This window comes from Nocardioides islandensis (assembly GCF_015352455.1).
Taxonomy (GTDB): Bacteria; Actinomycetota; Actinomycetes; order Propionibacteriales; family Nocardioidaceae; genus Nocardioides; species Nocardioides islandensis.
Window position 1 is genome coordinate 657,357 of sequence record NZ_JADKPN010000001.1, and the last position, 17,529, is coordinate 674,885.

General features: G+C 72.1%; 20 protein-coding genes. 11 read left to right on the forward strand and 9 right to left on the reverse strand.

Annotated elements, in window-relative coordinates:
• Positions 1-86: 86 nt before the first annotated feature.
• A complete protein-coding gene (locus ISU07_RS03180; RefSeq protein ID WP_194705265.1) occupies positions 87-1,031 on the forward strand; it encodes a DUF5926 family protein in 945 nt (314 codons plus the stop codon).
• Between the two features lie 144 nt (positions 1,032-1,175).
• Here ISU07_RS03180 and ISU07_RS03185 read toward each other — a convergent pair whose 3' ends face one another.
• The gene (locus ISU07_RS03185; RefSeq protein WP_194705266.1) at positions 1,176-1,643 is read right to left on the reverse strand and encodes an ArsI/CadI family heavy metal resistance metalloenzyme; all 468 of its coding nucleotides are present in this window, start codon (positions 1,641-1,643) and stop codon (positions 1,176-1,178) included.
• Positions 1,644-1,730: 87 nt separating this feature from the next.
• On the opposite strand from ISU07_RS03185, the gene ISU07_RS03190 reads away from it, so the two are divergent.
• The 4 genes from ISU07_RS03190 (at position 1,731) to ISU07_RS03205 (ending at position 4,069) form a co-directional block, all read left to right on the forward strand.
• The gene (locus tag ISU07_RS03190) at positions 1,731-2,108 is read left to right on the forward strand and encodes a metalloregulator ArsR/SmtB family transcription factor (protein WP_323742404.1); all 378 of its coding nucleotides are present in this window, start codon (positions 1,731-1,733) and stop codon (positions 2,106-2,108) included.
• Entirely contained in the window at positions 2,105-2,809 is a 705-nt protein-coding gene (locus ISU07_RS03195; RefSeq protein ID WP_194705267.1) for an aquaporin, read from the forward strand. The genes ISU07_RS03190 and ISU07_RS03195 overlap by 4 nt, the downstream gene beginning before the upstream one ends.
• Positions 2,806-3,204 carry an arsenate reductase ArsC gene (locus ISU07_RS03200; protein WP_194705268.1) on the forward strand — a complete coding sequence of 133 codons (399 nt, stop codon included), beginning with the start codon at positions 2,806-2,808 and terminating at the stop codon, positions 3,202-3,204. Before ISU07_RS03195 ends, ISU07_RS03200 begins: the two co-directional genes overlap by 4 nt.
• A 61-nt stretch (positions 3,205-3,265) precedes the next feature.
• Complete coding sequence (locus tag ISU07_RS03205; RefSeq protein ID WP_194705269.1) at positions 3,266-4,069, forward strand: hypothetical protein; 804 nt, start codon at positions 3,266-3,268, stop codon at positions 4,067-4,069.
• Here ISU07_RS03205 and ISU07_RS03210 read toward each other — a convergent pair.
• Entirely contained in the window at positions 4,066-5,298 is a 1,233-nt protein-coding gene (locus ISU07_RS03210; RefSeq protein WP_194705270.1) for an arginine deiminase, read from the reverse strand. The two genes, ISU07_RS03205 and ISU07_RS03210, sit on opposite strands and share 4 nt — an antisense overlap.
• Positions 5,299-5,404: 106 nt before the next feature.
• Between ISU07_RS03210 and ISU07_RS03215 the strand changes: the two genes are divergently transcribed.
• Positions 5,405-6,184, forward strand: coding sequence for a VOC family protein (locus ISU07_RS03215; protein ID WP_194705271.1), 780 nt, complete (start codon positions 5,405-5,407; stop codon positions 6,182-6,184).
• 30 nt (positions 6,185-6,214) lie between these two features.
• Here ISU07_RS03215 and ISU07_RS03220 read toward each other — a convergent pair whose 3' ends face one another.
• Complete coding sequence (locus ISU07_RS03220; RefSeq protein WP_194705272.1) at positions 6,215-7,060, reverse strand: prephenate dehydratase; 846 nt, start codon at positions 7,058-7,060, stop codon at positions 6,215-6,217.
• Between the two features lie 70 nt (positions 7,061-7,130).
• On the opposite strand from ISU07_RS03220, the gene ISU07_RS03225 reads away from it, so the two are divergent.
• Both ISU07_RS03225 and ISU07_RS03230 read left to right on the forward strand, forming a co-directional pair.
• Entirely contained in the window at positions 7,131-7,463 is a 333-nt protein-coding gene (locus tag ISU07_RS03225; protein WP_194705273.1) for a DUF4446 family protein, read from the forward strand.
• A 77-nt stretch (positions 7,464-7,540) separates the two neighbouring features.
• Entirely contained in the window at positions 7,541-8,392 is an 852-nt protein-coding gene (locus ISU07_RS03230) for a methylenetetrahydrofolate reductase (RefSeq protein ID WP_228521091.1), read from the forward strand.
• On the opposite strand, the gene ISU07_RS03235 is transcribed toward ISU07_RS03230, so the two are convergent.
• Complete coding sequence (locus ISU07_RS03235; protein ID WP_194705274.1) at positions 8,389-9,435, reverse strand: threonine aldolase family protein; 1,047 nt, start codon at positions 9,433-9,435, stop codon at positions 8,389-8,391. The two genes, ISU07_RS03230 and ISU07_RS03235, sit on opposite strands and share 4 nt — an antisense overlap.
• Before the next feature lie 68 nt (positions 9,436-9,503).
• Between ISU07_RS03235 and ISU07_RS03240 the strand changes: the two genes are divergently transcribed.
• Genes ISU07_RS03240 through ISU07_RS03250 form a run of 3 tightly spaced genes read left to right on the forward strand, consistent with a single transcriptional unit; the run spans position 9,504 to position 12,565 of the window.
• Complete coding sequence (locus ISU07_RS03240) at positions 9,504-10,625, forward strand: 5-methyltetrahydropteroyltriglutamate--homocysteine S-methyltransferase (protein ID WP_194705275.1); 1,122 nt, start codon at positions 9,504-9,506, stop codon at positions 10,623-10,625.
• A gap of 3 nt (positions 10,626-10,628) precedes the next feature.
• Positions 10,629-12,089, forward strand: coding sequence for a benzaldehyde dehydrogenase (locus ISU07_RS03245; RefSeq protein ID WP_194705276.1), 1,461 nt, complete (start codon positions 10,629-10,631; stop codon positions 12,087-12,089).
• A 5-nt stretch (positions 12,090-12,094) separates the two neighbouring features.
• Positions 12,095-12,565 carry a nuclear transport factor 2 family protein gene (locus tag ISU07_RS03250; protein ID WP_194705277.1) on the forward strand — a complete coding sequence of 157 codons (471 nt, stop codon included), beginning with the start codon at positions 12,095-12,097 and terminating at the stop codon, positions 12,563-12,565.
• Here the strand turns inward: ISU07_RS03250 and ISU07_RS03255 are convergent.
• The 5 genes from ISU07_RS03255 to ISU07_RS03275 are packed head-to-tail and all read right to left on the reverse strand — an operon-like array spanning position 12,562 to position 17,461.
• Positions 12,562-13,236, reverse strand: coding sequence for a DUF1638 domain-containing protein (locus ISU07_RS03255; protein WP_194705278.1), 675 nt, complete (start codon positions 13,234-13,236; stop codon positions 12,562-12,564). The genes ISU07_RS03250 and ISU07_RS03255 overlap by 4 nt on opposite strands.
• Complete coding sequence (locus ISU07_RS03260) at positions 13,166-15,139, reverse strand: ASKHA domain-containing protein (protein ID WP_194705279.1); 1,974 nt, start codon at positions 15,137-15,139, stop codon at positions 13,166-13,168. Before ISU07_RS03260 ends, ISU07_RS03255 begins: the two co-directional genes overlap by 71 nt.
• Positions 15,136-16,023 (reverse strand): dihydropteroate synthase, encoded by an 888-nt coding sequence (locus tag ISU07_RS03265; protein ID WP_194705280.1) that lies wholly within the window; start codon positions 16,021-16,023, stop codon positions 15,136-15,138. Before ISU07_RS03265 ends, ISU07_RS03260 begins: the two co-directional genes overlap by 4 nt.
• A complete protein-coding gene (locus tag ISU07_RS03270) occupies positions 16,020-16,688 on the reverse strand; it encodes a corrinoid protein (RefSeq protein WP_194705281.1) in 669 nt (222 codons plus the stop codon). The genes ISU07_RS03265 and ISU07_RS03270 overlap by 4 nt, the downstream gene beginning before the upstream one ends.
• Positions 16,685-17,461, reverse strand: coding sequence for an IclR family transcriptional regulator (locus tag ISU07_RS03275; protein ID WP_194705282.1), 777 nt, complete (start codon positions 17,459-17,461; stop codon positions 16,685-16,687). The genes ISU07_RS03270 and ISU07_RS03275 overlap by 4 nt, the downstream gene beginning before the upstream one ends.
• Between the last annotated feature and the right edge of the window lie 68 nt (positions 17,462-17,529).

The following is a 17,529-nucleotide window of genomic DNA, read 5'->3' on the forward strand; positions in this document are numbered from 1 at the left end:
TGCACGTTTCGGCGCCGCGGATCTGCAGTTCGGCCGCGATCGCGCCATTTCTGGCAGCCGCGGACCGCGCGGATAGGGTCGCGGCCATGGCCAAGAAGTCCCGGACGAGGCAGCGGCAGCAGGCGCCCCGCGCCGAAGGCGAGGTCGGCCCGCGCCAGCCGTGCCCGTGCGGGTCCGGGCGGCGCTACAAGAACTGCCACGGCTCCGCGGACGGCGTGCCGGCGTACGTCGCCCGGCCGTTCGAGGGCCTGCCGTCCGAGTGCGACGTGGTCGCCCTCCGCGAGCTGGTGCCCGCCGCGACCGCGCCGATCACCGTCACCGGCACCGACCGCTCGGTCACGCTCTGCACCCTGCTGCCGATGGCCGCACCGGCCATGGTGCGGGACACCGGCGAGGTGTGGCTGGGGCTCCAGGTGCAGCACGGGTTCGGCGACCCGTCCCGGGACCTGGCCGCCGTGCTCGAGCACGCCCTCGCGGTCGCCGACGAGGGCGGCACCGGCATCGTCGGCCTGACCGACCCGCCCGGCCCCGGCCACCGGCTCCAGGACCTGGTGACGAGCAAGACGCTCGAGGTCACCGTGCACGACGGCTTCGGCTTCTGGGTGGCCGACGCCGACGAGGACGCGGCCACCCTCGCCGCGCTCGAGCAGGCCAACGCGGCCGCCAACCCCAGCGCCCGGCTGACGTCCGTCGAGGCGGCGTACTGGACCGACGTCGGCACCAAGGAGCACCTGCGCTGGGTGATGCCCGAGCCCGAGGGTCCGCTGCTCGACGCCTTGGCGCGGCTGCACGCCGCCGGCCACGACCGGCTGGTCGACGACTCCCGCCTGGTCGGCATGTTCCGTGCCCACGGCCTGCTCGTGCCGGTGTGGGACCTGCCCGTCGGCACCGGCGCCGAGGCCTTGGAGGAGCCGGCCGCCGCGTTCGCCACCGCCCTGCGCGACGCCCTCGCCGACGACTCCGACCTGACCCAGGAACAGCGCGCCGCGCGCGCCGGCCTGGCAAACCGCCAGGTCACCCTGCGTAGCTGACCTCGGTGCGAGAGGAATCACGTCACCGATCCTGGGGTCGGGCTTGAGACGGCCTTTACCGTTCGTTAGGTTTTGCCACGGCCTGGTCGTTGTCGTATCCCCCGTCGACAACGGCCAGGTCTTCTCGTGTCCGCGGCCGGCCGGTCAGGCGCAGCAGGCCCCCGCAGCGGCCCGCTGCCCGTCGGACGGCTCGATGAGCAGGTCGGTGCAGCACTCCTGGCCCTCGGCCTCGCCGTTGGGCGTGGCGCTGTCGGCCAGCACCGTGTAGATCTCCCAGTGCTCGCCGTTCGGGGTGCCCTGCACCCAGAACTTGTCCTGCTTGGCGTAGCAGCACGTGGTGTCGCGCTCGTCGACCGAGGCCAGCCCGGCCGCGGCCAGGCGGGTCTGCTCGGCGTCCACGGTGTCGGTGTCGGCGACCTCGACCCCGAGGTGGTTGAGGCTGCCGCCGTGGCCGGGGTTCTCGATGAGGACCAGCTTGAGCGGCGGCTGCGCGACGGCGAAGTTCGCGTAGCCGGGGCGCCGCTTGGCCGGCTCGGTGCCGAACAGCGCGGAGTAGAAGGCGATCGACTGCTCGAGGTCGTCGACGTTGAGGGCCAGCTGGACTCGGGACATGTGGCTCACGCTCCTGCAAGACATAGATGATGATCAATGGATGGACCCATGGTGGCAATGTACATCGACATCTGTCAATATTCACGTGTGTCGAAGTCTGCCGGGTCGCTGTTGACCCTGACCCCCGTCGAGACCGTGGCGTGCTGCTCGCCGCTCACCAGCCGGCCGCTCACCGCCGACCAGGCGGACCGCATCGCGCCGCTGCTCAAGGCGCTCGCCGACCCGGTCCGCCTGCGCCTGCTGTCCCTGGTCGCCTCGCACGCCGACGGCGAGGCCTGCGTGTGTGACCTCAACGACGCCTTCGACCTCTCGCAGCCGACGATCAGCCACCACCTGAAGGTGCTCCACGAGGTCGGTCTGCTCGACCGCAGCAAGCGCGGCGTGTGGGTCTACTACGCCGTACGCCGCGAGGCCCTGGCCGACCTCGGCGCACTGATCGGCGGCGTCGCCGCGACGGCGGGATGAGCGACGTCACCCTCGGCCGGCGCGCCGCGGCGGAGGCGGTCGGCACCGGCTTCCTCGTGGCGGCCGTCATCGGGTCGGGCATCGCCGCCAGCCGGCTGTCGCCGGACGACACCGGGCTGCAGCTGCTGGAGAACAGCCTCGTCACCGGAGCCGTCCTGGTGGCGCTCGTGCTGGCCCTCCGGCCGGTGTCGGCGGCCTTCAACCCGGTGATCACCCTGGTCGACCGCGCCTTCGGCCACGTCGACACCGCGACCGCGGCGACGCTCGTCGCCGCCCAGGTGGCCGGCGGAGTCGTCGGCGCGGTGGTGGCGAACCTGATGTTCGACCTGCCCGCCGTCACCCTCTCCGCCACCGACCGGAGCGCGCCTCACCTGTGGCTGGCGGAGGTCGTGGCCACCCTCGGCCTGGTCCTCGTCGTCGTCGGCTGCCTCCGCGGCGGCCACGCGTCGAGCGTGGCGTTCGCCGTCGGTGGCTACATCACCGCCGCCTACTGGTTCACCTCCAGCACGAGCTTCGCCAACCCTGCCGTCACGGTCGCGCGGATGCTCTCCGACACGTTCGCGGGGATCGCCCCGTCCTCGGTCCCGGCGTTCTTCCTCGCCCAGGTGGTTGGGGGCGCGCTCGGCGTCGCGCTCGTCCGCTACCTCTTCCCGGCTGCCACCCGCCGCCCCGACGTCCACCTCACCCAGGAGCTCCGATGACCACTCGTCCCGCCGTGCTCTTCGTCTGCGTCCACAACGCCGGGCGCTCCCAGATGGCCGCCGGATGGTTGCGCCACCTCGCGGGCGAGACCGTCGAGGTGCGGTCGGCCGGGTCCGAGCCCGCCGATCGCATCAACCCGGTCGCCGTCGAGGCCATGCGCGAGGTCGGCATCGACATCACCGCCAACACGCCGAGGATCCTCACGAGCGAGGCCGTCCAGGACTCCGACGTCGTGGTAACGATGGGCTGCGGCGACGCCTGCCCGTTCTACCCGGGCAAGCGGTACGAGGACTGGGAGCTCGACGACCCGGCCGGCCAGGACATCGAGGCCGTCCGGCCCATCCGCGACGAGATCCGCCGACGGGTCGAGGAGCTCATCGCCTCGCTCTCCTAGGCAACCGACGGGAGCCGGCCCGCGTCCCAGCAGCATGAGGACCAGGACGGGGGTCTTCCTCATGGCGGTGCTGCTGGGCACCACCGCCTGCGGGACGCGTACCGAACCACCCGGCGCCCACGCCGCCGCGCCCGGACACCCGCTGCCGTGGCTGGCCGACGGCCGGCTGCACGACCGCGAGGTCACCGTCCCGACCGAGGCGGACCGGCTGGTCGTCAGCGCCGGGACGACGTTGGTCGGGCTGACCGACGAGCGCCGCAGCCGCTGGTGGCTGCTCGACCACGACCGGCTGGTGCCACTGCTCGACGACGCCGCGGCGTACGTCGAGCCGGTGCTCTCCGCCGACGGCGGCACGGCAGCGTGGCGGTCGGAGGTGTCCTCGACGCCGGCCGGGGACCAGACGTCCGACGTGACCTGGCAGCTCACGGCGTACGACGTGCCGACGCGGACCGTGCTGGGCCGGACGCCGGTGTCCCGCAGGGTCACGTGCTGCGACCAGGGCGGCGCGGTCGTCGTGGCCGCCGTCGCGAACGACGGTCGCGTGGCGCTCACCGACGGCGGCGACCAGGTCTGGATGTGGCGGGCCGGCGACGACCCGGTGCCGGCGTCCTGGCGCGACTTCGGCGGCCGGCGCGCGCTCGACGAGGTCGTCTCGCCGGACGAGACCCGGTCGGTGGGGACGGACCTGGTGGTGCGCGACCTCCGGACCGGCGAACGCACGCCGCTCGACCTCACCGCCGACCGGCCCTGGGCCGTCCGGATGTGGGCCGACGACGACCACGTCCTCGTCGCCCGGGGGAGCGAGACCGGGCCCCCCGACGTCGTCAGCTGCGATGCGACGACCGGCGCCTGCGCACCGGACTAGCCGGCCAGCGGGGTCCGGCTGATCGGGCAGCTCATGCAGCGCGGGCCGCCGCGGCCCGAACCGAGCTCGGACCCGGCGATCCGCACGACCTCGATGCCGGCGTCCTCGAGGCGGGAGTTGGTCTCGTCGTTGCGCTCGTAGGCGACGGCCACCCGCGGTGCGAGGGCGAGGGTGTTGTTGCCGTCGTCCCACTGCTCGCGCTCGGCGGTGACCGGGTCCAGGCCGGTGTCGATCTGGTGCAGGGTGTCGATGGCCATCGCCTTGGCCGCCGCCACCAGGAACGGCTCGGCGTCCGCCACGTGCAGCACCAGGTCGGCGTCGGTCTCGCCGTGCTCCTGCACGGTCACGGTCAGCGCGGTCAGGGTGCCGGCGACGTTCGGGTACATCACGATCTTGTCGACGTCGACCATCGTGCAGACGGTGTCCAGGTGCATGGTCGCCCGCTCCTGGGCGATCGGTACGGCGAGCACCGTGTGGACCAGCCCCTTGTGCAGGATCTCGCGCGCCAGCTGCTCGACGCCGGCGGGCGTCGTACGTTCGCCGACGCCGACGGCCACGACTCCAGGCGCGAGCAGCAGACAGTCGCCGCCCTCCACGTGGTCGTCACGCCAGCCGTGCAGGGTGCCGGTGCCGGCGAACCGCGGGTGGCGGGTGTAGATCAGCTCGGTCAGCTGGGTCTCGCGCTTGCGGGCCGGCATGGCCAGCGACGTGATGGCCACGCGGTCGCGGATCCAGACGCTGGAGTCGCGCGTGAACAGCAGGTTCGGCAGCGGGTCGATGAGGAAGTCGTCGCTGGGCAGCAGCGAGGTGACCAACCCGAACCCGCCGCGCACCTCGTCGTTGCGGATGCCGGCGGTGAGGTACGTCGTGAGCTCGGCCGGCGACGCCTCGGTGAGGAGTGGCCGGAGGTAGTGGCGCATGGTGTCGCCGAGGTGCAGGCCGTTCAGCGCGGTCTCGATGGCCTCGGTCCGGGCGCTCTCGTCGGCGAAGGTCTCGGTGAGCAGGTCGGTGAGGTAGACGACCTCGACGTCGCGGTCGCGCAGTGCGGCGGCGAACGCGTCGTGCTCGTCCTGCGCGCGCGCCACCCAGGGGATGCCGTCGAACAGCAGCCGGTCGTTGTTGCGCGGGGTGAGCCGCTTCAGCTCCGTGCCCGGGCGGTGCAGCATCACCGTCCGGAGGGTGCCGACCTCGGAGTCGGCCCCGTGCGCCCTGTTCTCCTGCTCGGTCATGGGCGCGACTCTAGGGCCCGGACCAGCCGGGTCACGAACCCCGTTGTATCCACCGCGCACCGGGTGTTTCCTGTTGGGCAGGAGGCTGGCACGGGAGGGGAGCGACATGGCCGTGTTCGACACCTACACGCAAGGGACGCCCAACTGGGTCGAGCTGGTGACGCCCGACCAGCGCGGCGCCGCGGAGTTCTACGGCGCGCTGTTCGGCTGGCAGATGGTGGAGAACCCCCTCGACGACGGGCACGTCTACATCGTCGGCAGCCTCCAGGGCGACGCCGTCGCGGGCATCACCTTCCAGCTCCCCGAGCTCGCGGGCCACCCGGCGTTCTGGAACGTCTTCCTGGCCGCCGACGACGTCGACGCCGTCGCGGCCCGCGTGGGTCCCGCCGGGGGCGTGGTCGAGGCCGAGCCCTTCGACTTCTTCGACTTCGGGCGCACGGCCCGGATCCAGGACCCCACCGGCGCCCGGGTGGGCCTGTGGCAGCCGCGCTCGACCCAGACGGTCCGCGCCAACGAGCCCGGCACGCCGATCTGGAACGAGCTGCTCACCCCGGACATCGGGCGGGCCTCGCAGTTCTACTCCGACGTGCTCGGGGTCAGCGCCGACACCCACCCGGTGCCGTGGGCCACGGTGCCGACGTACACCACGTTCAGCTCCGCCGGCCGCCAGGTCGCCGGCGTCGCGCCGGTCGCCGACGGGGCGCTGGAGGAGGCGCCGCCCCACTGGAACGTCTACTTCAACGTCGTCGACGCCGACGAGTCCGTGGCGCAGGCCGAGGCGCTCGGGGCGAAGCTGATCGTGCCGGCGTACGACCTCGAGGGCACCGGCCGGATGGCCACCCTCACCGACCCCCACGGGGCGCTGTTCTGCCTGATGGCCGGCTGACGTCCGCTGGTCGGGGAGGACGAGGTCCGGTCACGAGGCCCGGAACGGGTCGGCGGCGTACACGCCCAGGATCTTCACGTCGGTGGTGAAGAAGCGCAGCTCCTCCAGGGCGCGCTTGACCGGGAGGTGCTCGGGGTGGCCGTCGACCTCGGCGAGGAACTGGGTCGCGGTGAACTCCCCGCCCACCATGTAGCTCTCGAGCTTGGTCATGTTCACGCCGTTGGTGGCGAAGCCGCCGAGCGCCTTGTAGAGCGCGGCCGGCAGGTTGCGGACGTTGAAGATGAACGACGTCACGACCGGTCCGTCGTCGGCCGGCGCCTCGACCAGGTCGCGCGACAGCACCACGAAGCGGGTGGTGTTGTGGTCCTCGTCCTCGACGTCGGCGGCGAGGACGTCGAGGCCGTAGATCTCGGCGGCCAGCGGCGGGGAGATCGCGGCCTGGCTCGGGTCGCCGGCCTCCTTGACCTCGCGGGCCGCCCCGGCCGTGTCGCCGGAGATCACCGGCGTGAACCCGTGCTCGCGGATGATCTTGCGGCACTGGCCGAGCGCGTGGACGTGGCTGTGCACCGTGCGTACCTGGTCGATCGTCGTACCCGGCAGCGCCATCAGCGCGAACTGGATGCGCAGGAAGTGCTCGGCCACGATGTGCAGGTTGCTCGCCGGGAGGAAGTGGTGGATGTCGGCCACCCGTCCGGCCAGCGAGTTGTCGATCGGGATCATCGCCAGCTCGGCGTCGCCGCCCTCGACCGCCGCGAAGACGTCCTCGAAGCTCGCGCACGGCACCGCCTCGAGCGCGGCGTAGTGCTGCTGGCAGACCAGGTGCGAGTTCGAGCCGGGCTCGCCCTGGTAGGCGATCCGGTGCGCGTTAGCGGACACCCGCGCAGTTTCGCACCGGCACGCGACGCGGCGCCCGAGTTCCCACTGACCGGGCGGTTACGGTCCCTGCATGTTCCGCCGCAGGTCGCGCACGAAGGACGGTCTCGACGCCCTGCCCGAGGACGTCCTGGGACTGCGGCAGGAGGTCGCCGCACTGCGCGCCGAGGCACGGGGCGCGTTGCGACACCTGGCGGTGATGAGGTACGACGCGTTCGGCGACATGGGCGGCCAGCTGAGCTGGTCGTTGGCCCTCCTCGACGACGCCGGCGACGGGGTCGTCATCACCTCCATCCACGGCCGCTCCGACGCCCGTACCTACGCCAAGAGCATCGCCGGCTGGTCCTCCTCCCAGCAGCTGTCCCCCGAGGAGGAGGACGCGGTCGCGCAGGCTCGCCCGCGCTAGCCCGAGGTGGTTGTCGGCGATCCCGTGGGGCTCTAGGCTGAGCCGCGTCCGGTGCGCACTACGAAACAGGGTGCATGATGCGCAACAAGCGAGCCACGGAGTGGATGTCCCGCCTGGTGCGGGACGCGCGCTACGAGGTACTGCCCACAGGGACCATCGAGGACAAGGTGCTCGAGCACGTCCCCGTCGAGCAGACGATCACCGTCACCGCGTCCCCGAGCAAGGGGCTCGACGTCACCCTCGACCTGGCCGAGCGGCTGACGGGGCACGGGTACACGGCGGTCCCGCACCTCGCCGCCCGGATGGTGCGCGACAAGGCGGAGCTCGCCGAGATCTGCGACCGGCTGGCCGGCAAGGGGATCACCAAGATCTTCGTGCCCGGCGGCGACGCCGACCCCCCCGGCGCGTACCCCGACGCGCTGAGCCTGCTCGAGGACCTCAAGGAGATCGGCCACTCCTTCGACCAGGTCGGCATCGCGGGGTACCCGGAGTCGCACCCGACGATCAGCGACGACCTGACGATCCAGTCGATGTGGGACAAGCGGAAGTACGCCACCCACGTCGTCAGCAACCTGACCTTCGACGCCAAGGTCGTGAACACCTGGGTGACCCGGATGCGCGCCCGCGGCATCACGATGCCGCTGCTGCTCGGCGTACCGGGCCCCGTCGAGCGGGCCAAGCTGCTCGCGATGGCCACCCGCATCGGCGTGGGTGAGTCGACGCGGTTCCTCAACAAGAACAAGGGCATGTTCGCCCGGCTGGCCGCCCCCGGCGGCTTCACCGGCGAGTCGTTCCTGGAGAAGTGCGCCCCGACGCTGTCCGCGCCCGAGGCGCTGGTCGAGGGGCTGCACGTCTACACGTTCAACCAGGTCGCCGAGACCGCCGCCTGGCGTCGCGACCTGCTGGCCCGGCTGGCCAAGGACCTCTAGCCGGCGCGCGTCACGGCGTCGCGGAAGATCGCCGCGGCCTCGACGACCTCCTCGGCCGAGGTCTGCCAGCTGGTGACCAGCCGCGCGACCTCCGGCGCCATCCGGTAGAAGAGGACCCCCGCCTCGGCTGCCGCGTCGAGCGCCGGCGCCGGCATCGCGGCCCAGGCCATGTTGACGTCCGCGTGCTCCTGCAACCGGACGCCGTACGACGCCAGGGTCTCGAGCTCCGCCACCAGCTCGCGCATCCGGTCGTTCGCGTGCGTCGCCAGGCGCAGCCACAGGCCGTCGGTGAGGTACGCCGCCACCTGCGCCGACTGGAAGCGCAGCTTGCTGGTGACGTGCCCGGACCGCTTGGTGCGGTACACCAGCTCGTCGGCGACCCGCTCGTCGAACGCCACGATCGCCTCGGCGCTCATCGCGCCGTTCTTGGTCGCGCCGAGGGAGAGCACGTCGACGCCGGCCCGCCAGGTCAGGTCCGCCGGCGAACAGCCCAGCGCCGCTACCGCGTTCGCGATGCGCGCCCCGTCGACGTGCACCCGCATCTCGTGCTCGCGGGCGATCGCGGTCAGCTCGCTGACCTGCTCCAGCCTGTACAGCGTGCCGTGGTCGCTCGGCAGCGTCAGCGACAGCACGCTCGGCTGGCTCTCGTGCGGGTCACCCCACCGCACTGCCTCCAGCGCGGCGCGCAGCTGCTCCGGGGCGATCAGGGCGTGCTCACCACCGACGCCCTGCATCACCGCCCCGCCGCTGAGCAACGACGTCGCCCCACCCTCGGCCCCGATGATGTGCGCCGTCGGGTGGCACAGCACCGCACCCCACGGCGGAGTCGCCGCCGACAGGGCGAGCGCGTTCGCGGCGGTCCCGCTCGTCACCGGGAACACGCGTGCCGTCGGGTGCTCGAACACCGCCCGTACGACGTCCTGCAGGTGCGCGGTCAGCTCGTCGCCGCCGTACGCCAGGGCCGAGCCGGTGTTCGCGGTCTCGATGGCCGCCAGGATGTCCGGCGCGACCCCGGCCGCGTTGTCGCTGCGTAGCTCGATCACGGGCCCACTCTGCCGCCGGCGGCGAAGGCCCGGCGAGGCGACGCGCACGCCCGAGTACGCTCCGAGACATGGCAGCGCGCACGCTCCCACCGTTCCGCGCCGACCACGTCGGCAGCCTGCTGCGACCGCCGGAGCTGCTCGAGGCTCGCGCCCGGCACCGGGCCGGGGATCTCGACGACGCCGGGCTCGAGGCGGCCGAGGACGCCGCGATCCGCGACGCGGTGGCACTCCAGCGCGACGCGGGCCTGCGCACCGCCACCGACGGCGAGTTCCGCCGTACGTCGTGGCACATGGACTTCATCTACCAGCTCGAGGGCGTCGACCCGACCGACCAGAAGCTCGCGGTGCACTTCCACAACAAGGGCGGCGACCTCGACTTCGAGACCGCGGCGCTGAGCGTCCACGACCGGGTGCGGCTCGGGCACACGATCTTCGGGGACGCGTTCGAGTACCTGTCCGGGGTGACGACCGGCGACCAGGTGCCGAAGCTGACCATCCCGTCGCCGAACATGGTCCACTACCGCGGCGGCCGGGCCGCGATCGACGCCTCGGTCTACGCCGAGCTCGAGCCGTTCTGGGCCGACCTCACTGCGGCGTACGCCGAGCAGGTCCGGCGCCTCGGGGAGCTCGGCTGCACCTACCTCCAGCTCGACGACACCAGCCTCGCCTACCTCAACGACCCCGAGCAGCGCGCGATGGTCGCGGCCCAGGGCGGGGACCCCGAGCACCTGCACGAGCAGTACGTCGCGAACGTCAACGCCGCCATCGCCGGTCGCCCGGAGGGCATGCGGGTCACCACGCACATGTGCCGCGGCAACTTCCGCTCGTCGTGGGCGGCCGAGGGCGGCTACGACTTCGTGGCCGAGGTCCTCTTCTCCCAGCTCGACGTGGACGGCTTCTTCCTCGAGTACGACGACGAGCGCTCCGGCGGCTTCGAGCCGCTGCGGTTCGTCCCCGAGGGCAAGCAGGTGGTGCTCGGCCTGGTCACCACCAAGACCGGCGAGCTCGAGGACAAGGACGACCTGAAGCGCCGCATCGACGAAGCGGCGAAGTACGTCCCGCTCGAGCAGCTCTGCCTCTCGCCCCAGTGCGGCTTCTCCTCCACCGTGGAGGGCAACGAGCTGAGCGAGGAGCAGGAACGAGCCAAGCTACGGCTGGTCGTGGAGACCGCCGAGGAAGTGTGGGGGTAGGTCATGGCACTGCTGGACGGCATCGCGTGGGAGGGCAAGGTCTTCAAGGGCGGCGCATGGACCGACGGGCGCGGCGGGACCTACCCCGTCGTGGAGCCGGCCACCGCGAACGAGCTCGGCACCATGGGCCAGGCGGACGCCGAGGACGTCGCCGAGGCCGCCGCCTCCGCGGCGGAGGCGCAGAAGGGGTGGGCGGCGCTCCCGCACACCGCGCGAGCAGCCGTGCTCCGCAGGGCCGGAGACCTGTGGGCCGAGCACGCCGACGAGATCCGCGACTGGAACGTGCGCGAGGTCGGCGCGATCCCACCGATGGCCGACTTCGCGATGCACGTCGCGGCCGAGGAGTGCTACCAGGCCGCGTCGCTGCCGGGACAGCCGATCGGCCAGGTGCTCCCCAGTGAGCAGCCCCGCCTCTCGATGGCCCGCCAGCTGCCGGCCGGAGTGGTCGGTGTCATCTCGCCGTTCAACGTGCCGATCATCCTCGGCATCCGGTCGGTGGCCCCGGCGCTCGCACTCGGGAACGCCGTGATCCTCAAGCCCGACCCGCGCACGGCCGTCACGGGCGGCACGGTGATGGCGCGCATCTTCGAGGAGGCGGGGCTGCCGGCCGGCGTCCTCCAGATGCTCCCGGGCGGCAAGGACGTCGGTGAGGCGATGGTGACCGATCCGCACGTCCGCGTGATCTCGTTCACCGGGTCGACGGCGGTCGGCCGGTCGATCGGCGAGCTCGCCGGGCGTCACCTCAAGCGGGCCCACCTGGAGCTCGGCGGCAACTCCGCGCTGCTGGTCCTCGACGACGCGGACGTCGAGAAGGCCGTCGGGCTGACCGGCTGGGCGTCGTTCCTCAACCAGGGCCAGATCTGCATGACCACCGGTCGCTACTTCGTCGCCGAGGGGATCTACGACGACTTCGTCGACCAGCTCGCGGCGAAGGCCGGCCACCTGCCCGTCGGCGACCCGGCCACCGAGCAGGTCGCCCTCGGTCCGGTCATCGACGAGCGGTCGCGGGACAAGATCCACGGCCTGGTAACGGCCAGCGTCGAGCAGGGGGCGCGCCTGGCCGCGGGCGGGGAGTACGACCGCCTCTTCTACCGGCCGACCGTGCTGGCGGAGGTCCCGCTCACCTCGCCCGCGTTCACCGAGGAGATCTTCGGCCCGGTTGCCCCGGTCACCCGGATCTCGTCGGTCGACGAGGCCGTACGGCTGGCCTCGGAGGGCGACTACGGGCTGTCGCTCGGCATCGTCACCCGTGACGTCATGCGAGGCCTGGCCATCGCCGAGCAGATCCCGACCGGCATCGTGCACATCAACGACCAGACGGTGAACGACGAGGCCAACGTCCCCTTCGGCGGGGTCGGCGCGTCCGGCCTGGGCCGGCTGGGCGGCGCGGCCGCGAACATCGAGGCGTTCACCGAGACCCGCTGGATCACGATGCGCGGGGAACCGGCGAGCTACCCGTTCTGACCCCGATGAACGACCGTCCTCCCCTTCCGCCGTTCACGGCCGAGACCGCAGCGCAGAAGGCGCGGGCCGCCGAGGACGCCTGGAACAGCTGCGACCCCGAGCGGGTGTCCCTGGCGTACACCGAGGACAGCCGGTGGCGGAACCGGGACACCTTCGTCAACGGGCGCGAGGAGATCGTGGCGTTCCTGCGGCAGAAGTGGGCGCGCGAGCTGGAGTACCGGCTGGTCAAGGAGGTCTGGACGCACGCCGGCAACCGGATCGCCGTGCGCTTCGTCTACGAGTCGCATGACGCCGACGGGCAGTGGTTCCGGTCGCACGGCAACGAGAACTGGGAGTTCGACGAGCACGGGCTGATGCGCCGACGGCACGCCAGCATCAACGACATCGCGATCGACGAGGCGGACCGGCTGTTCCACTGGGACCGCTCGGGACCTCGACCGCCGGATCACCCCGGCCTGACCGAGCTGGGCCTCTAGCCGACGAGGTCGGCCAATAACTCGGCCAGCGCCTGCTCGAGCTTGGCGTCGCCGGTGGGGATGACCGTCAGCGGGAGGCCGAGCTTCTCGGCGGCGGCCTCGGCGCGCGAGCGCAGGTCCGGGTCGTCCGGCTCCTGCGCCAGCCAGATCGCCCGCGAGTAGTGGCGGAAGTAGTCCTCGCGCAGCTCGGGATAGCGGTCCAGGCCCAGCTCCCGCACGACGGTGCGGTCGAAGGAGCGCACCAGGAAGTCGGTGAGCAGGTAGGTCCCGGGCTGCTCGTCGAGGAACGCCGCCAGCCGGCTCTCGCCCGCGAACAGGTCGTAGCAGTGCAGCCCCGGCAGCCGGCGCAGGCCGAGCTCGTCGCAGACGGCGTCGAGGGCGCCGTACGTCCCGCAGTCGGCGTACCCGACGGCGACCGAGCCGTACGCCGCCAGCAGCTCGCCCGCCAGCTCCCGGACCGCGCCGGCGATCTCGTGCGGCTGGTTGTGCAGCAGCGGAGGGAGGGGGTGCACGTCGACGGGCCAGCCGCGCCGCTCGACGACGCCGGCCGACGGCTGGGCGATCGCGCCGCACGCGATCAGCGCGACCCGCTGGGTCCGGTCAGGGGGTCGGGAAGGCGAGGAGGTCGACGAACCGGTCGTTGAAGTCCGGGCGGTCGGAGAGCTCGACATACGTCACCTCCTCCAGCAGCGCCAGCGCGCCGGCCCGCTCGCGGATCGACAGCAGCGCCATCTTCGCGCCCTCGCCGGCCACGTTGCCGGCCGCGACGATGCGCAGGACCGGCAACGTGGGGACCAGGCCGATCCGCACCGCCGAGGCGGCCGACAGGTAGCTGCCGAACGAACCGGCGAGCAGCACCTGCTGGATGTCGCGGTGCTCGAGCCCGAGCTCCTCCATCAGCAGGGTCCAGCCGGTCGAGATCGCAGCCTTGGCGAACTGGAGCTCGCGCACGTCGCGCTGCGACAGCACGACGGACTCCGACGGGTCGGCGTCGACCCGCTCGCGGTGGAGGACGAACACGCGCTCCTGGCCGATGTAGGTGAGCCGGTCGGCCAGGCCGGGAGCGAGCTCCTTGGCGACCTCGTCGGTGACGAACCGGCCGCTCGCGTCGAGCAGGCCGACCTTGACCAGCTCGGCCACCGCGTCGACGAGGCCGGAGCCGCACAGGCCGCGCGGGGCGACGTCACCGATCACGCCGAGCTCCACGCCCGGGTCGTCCTCGCCCGGGGTCAGCTTGATGACCTCGATGGCGCCGTCGGCCGCGCGCATGCCGCAGCGGATCGCGCCGCCCTCGAACGCCGGCCCGGCGGGCGCGGCGGTGGCCAGGATCTTCTCGCCGTCGCTGAGCACGATCTCGCAGTTGGTCCCGACGTCGATGAAGAGGCGGACGCGCTTGTCGCGGTCCATGCCGGTGGCCAGCATGCCGGCGACGATGTCGCCGCCGACGTACGCGCCGAGCGCCGGGAACAGCGCCACGCGCGCGCCGGGGTGGAGCGTCAGGCCGACCTCGCTCGCGAGCACGGCCGGCGGGGTCGCGGTGGTCTGCACGAACGGCGCGACGCCGAGCGGCTCGGGGTCGATCCCGAGCAGCAGCGCGGTCATGGTCGCGTTGCCGGCGAGCGCCGCCTCGTAGACGTGCAGCGGGTCGACGCCGCCCTCACGGCAGACCTGCTGGGCCAGCGTCGACAGGGTGTCGGCGGCCGCCTGCTGGAGCCGGCCGAGCGCGGCGGGGTCGAGCATGGTCGCGCTGATCCGCGAGATCACGTCGCCGCCGAACGGCTGCTGCTTGTTGAGCATCGAGGCCACCGCGACCGGCGTGCCGGTGACCAGGTCGAGCAGGGTGGCCACCACCGTGGTGGTGCCGAGGTCGAAGGCGATCGCGTAGCGGATGGCGGTGGTGTCACCGGGCTCGACGTCGACGAGCACCTCGTCGACGACGACGGCGGTCACCTTGAAGTCGCCCTCGCGCAGCACCTTCGGCAACCGGCGCAGGGCGTGCAGGTCGGGGTGCGGCTCGAGGTCGTCGATCGCGTCGAGGAGCCGGACCAGGTCCGGCCGCTGGTCCTCGAGGGTCGGCTCGGTCAGCTCGACGTACCGCTTCTGGACGGCGGGCCGCAGGATGACCTGCCGGCCCACGCCCACTGTCGCGGCCTTGGGGCGCGTGACCAGGGGAGGGACGAGCACGTCGTGGTCGCGGGTCGCCTGCACCAGGCAGGCCAGCCGCCAGCCGGCCTGCAGCTCGTTGGGGTTGAACGTGCGCTCGTCGTGCCGGGTGACCGGCGTGACCGGGGAGACCCGCACCTTGCACTTGTGGCACGTGCCGTGCCCGCCGCAGGTGGAGTCGATGGCGATGCCGTTCCACGACGCGGAGTCGAAGACGCTGACGCCCGGGGGCACGCGGACGGTCTTCTGGGAGGGCGGCGCGTCCTTGTCCTCGACGGTGAAGGACAGCTGGACCCGCCCGGTGCCGTCGTGGGCGGCCGGCTCCGCACCCGGAGGCGCGATGAGGCCCTCCCGGCGATAGCCCTCGAGCGGGTACTCGAGGGGACCGGGCTCGTCCCCGGAGGCGGTCATGCCGTCGCCGCAGCCGCTTCCGCCGCCTGCTTGGCGCGGTGCGCCGAGATCCAGGCCATGCCCCAGTCGTCGTGGCCGAGGAACACGTCGGCGCCCTTGACGGCCTCGACGATCTGGGGCGTGCGAGCGTCCATGATCGCGCTGGTGAGGCCGGAGGCCATCGCCATCGGCAGCCACACGGCGTTCAGCGTGTGTCGTGCCGGCATGCCGAAGGAGACGTTCGACGCCCCGCAGGTCATGTTCACGCCGAAGTCGTCGCGGATCCGGCGCATCACCTCGAAGGTCACCAAGGAGGTGCCGGTGTCCGCACCGATGGGCATCGCCAGCGGGTCGATGACGATGTCGGCCTTCGCGATGCCGTACTCCTCGGTGGCGACGCGGATGATCTTCTCCGTCAGGACCAGCCGCTTGTCGGCCTCCATCGGGATCTCGTCGTGGTCGTTGGGCAGGGCGATGATCGCGGCGTCGTACTTCTTGACCAGCGGCAGGATCGCCGCCATCCGGTCGTCCTCCGCGGTGATCGAGTTGACCAGCGCGCGGCCCTGGTAGACCGACAGGCCGGCCTCGAGGGCCTCGACGACCGAGGAGTCGATGCAGATCGGCTTGTCGGTCAGCGACTGCACCATCTGGATGGCCTTGGCCAGCAGCTCCGGCTCGTCGGTGAGCGGGACGCCCATGTTGACGTCGAGGACGTCGGCGCCACCCTCGACCTGGGCCTTCACGTCGCGCTCGATCGCCGACAGGTCGCCGGCGCGCAGCTGCTCCTGGAAGATCCGGCGGCCGGTCGGGTTGATGCGCTCGCCGATGATGCAGAACCGGTGACCGTGACCCATCACCACCTCGCCCGAGGTGCCGCGCAGGTGCGTCTCGAGGAGGTCGCTCATGCGAGCACCTTGGCCCGCCGCTGCTGGAGGAGGTCCTTGGCCTTCTTGACGGTGGCGGACGCGTCCGCGGCGTACCCGTCGGCGCCGACCGCGTCGGCGTACTCCTGCGTGACCGGGGCGCCGCCGACCATCACGACGACCTTCTCGCGCAGGCCGGCCTTCTCCAGCGCGTTGATGTTGGCCTTGAACATCGGCATGGTCGTGGTGAGGAACGCCGAGAAGCCCACGATGTCGGGGGTGTGCTCCTCGATGGCGGAGACGAACTTCTCCGGCGCGACCTGCACGCCGAGGTCGATGACCTCGAAGCCGGCGCCCTCGAGCATGATGTTGACGAGGTTCTTGCCGATGTCGTGGACGTCGCCCTTGACGGTGCCCATCAGGAACTTGCCGATGGTCTCGACGCCGGTCTCGGCGAGCAGCGGGCGCAGCCGCTCCATCGCGCCGGCCATCGCCTTGCCGGCGATCAGCATCTCGGGCACGAAGAAGTCGCCGCGCTCGAAGCGTGCGCCGACCTCCTCCAGCGAGGGGATGAGCGCGTCGAAGAGCAGCGTCTGCGGCTCCATGCCGATCGCCAGTCCCTCCTCGGTCAGCTCGAGCACCCGCGGGGCATTGCCGACCAGGGTCTCGTCATAGAGGCCCTTGAGGACCTCGTCGGGAGTGCTCATGCCACGCCTTTCTTCACGGGGTTGGGCTGTCGTTGGTGGGCCGAGGCGACCTCCGCCGCCCGGACGATGAGGTTGCGGCCGAGCTCGTCGACGCGGTGCGAGAGCCGGCTGGTGGGACCCGAGATGCCGAGCGCGGCGATGACCTCGCCGCGCGGGTCGAGCACGGGGACGGCGACACCGGTCAGGCCGTCCTCGAGCTCGTCGATGGTGAAGGCGTACCCGCGGGCGCGAGCGGCGGCGGCGTCGCGCTGGAGGCCGGCGCGGGTGGTGATGGTCTTCGGCGTGAACCGGGCCAGCCCGGACTCGGGGAGGTCGAGGCCGGCCCAGGCGATGAAGACCTTGCCCAGCGCGGACGTGTGGGTGGGTACGTCGACCTGTGACCAGTCGCGGGTGCCGAGGAGGTACCGGGAGTCGACCTGCGCGACCTGGACGTCCTTGTCGCCGCGGAGCACCGAGAGGTGCACGGACTCCTGGGTGTCGGTGCCCACCCGCTCCATCACCGGGCGGGCGAGCCGGACCAGCTCCTCCCACGGGTCGTGCCGCGCGGCGTACAGCCAGAACAGGCTGCCGGCGACGTACCCGCCGGAATCGTCGCGCTCGAGCAGCCCACCGCGCTCGAGGGCGGAGAGCATCCGCGACGTCGTGGACTTCGCGAGCCCCGTCATCTCCTGGAGGTCGGCGAAGGAGAGCGGCTCGTCGGCCTCGACGACGGTCGAGACCAGCTGGAGGGCGCGGTCCAGCGCCTGCGTCCCGCTGCTCGTCGGCTCGGTCACCGCTGCCTCTCTTGTGCGACCCTGGGTCTTTCGCGAGGTTCCATGATGTGGAACTGTGGTCCCACATC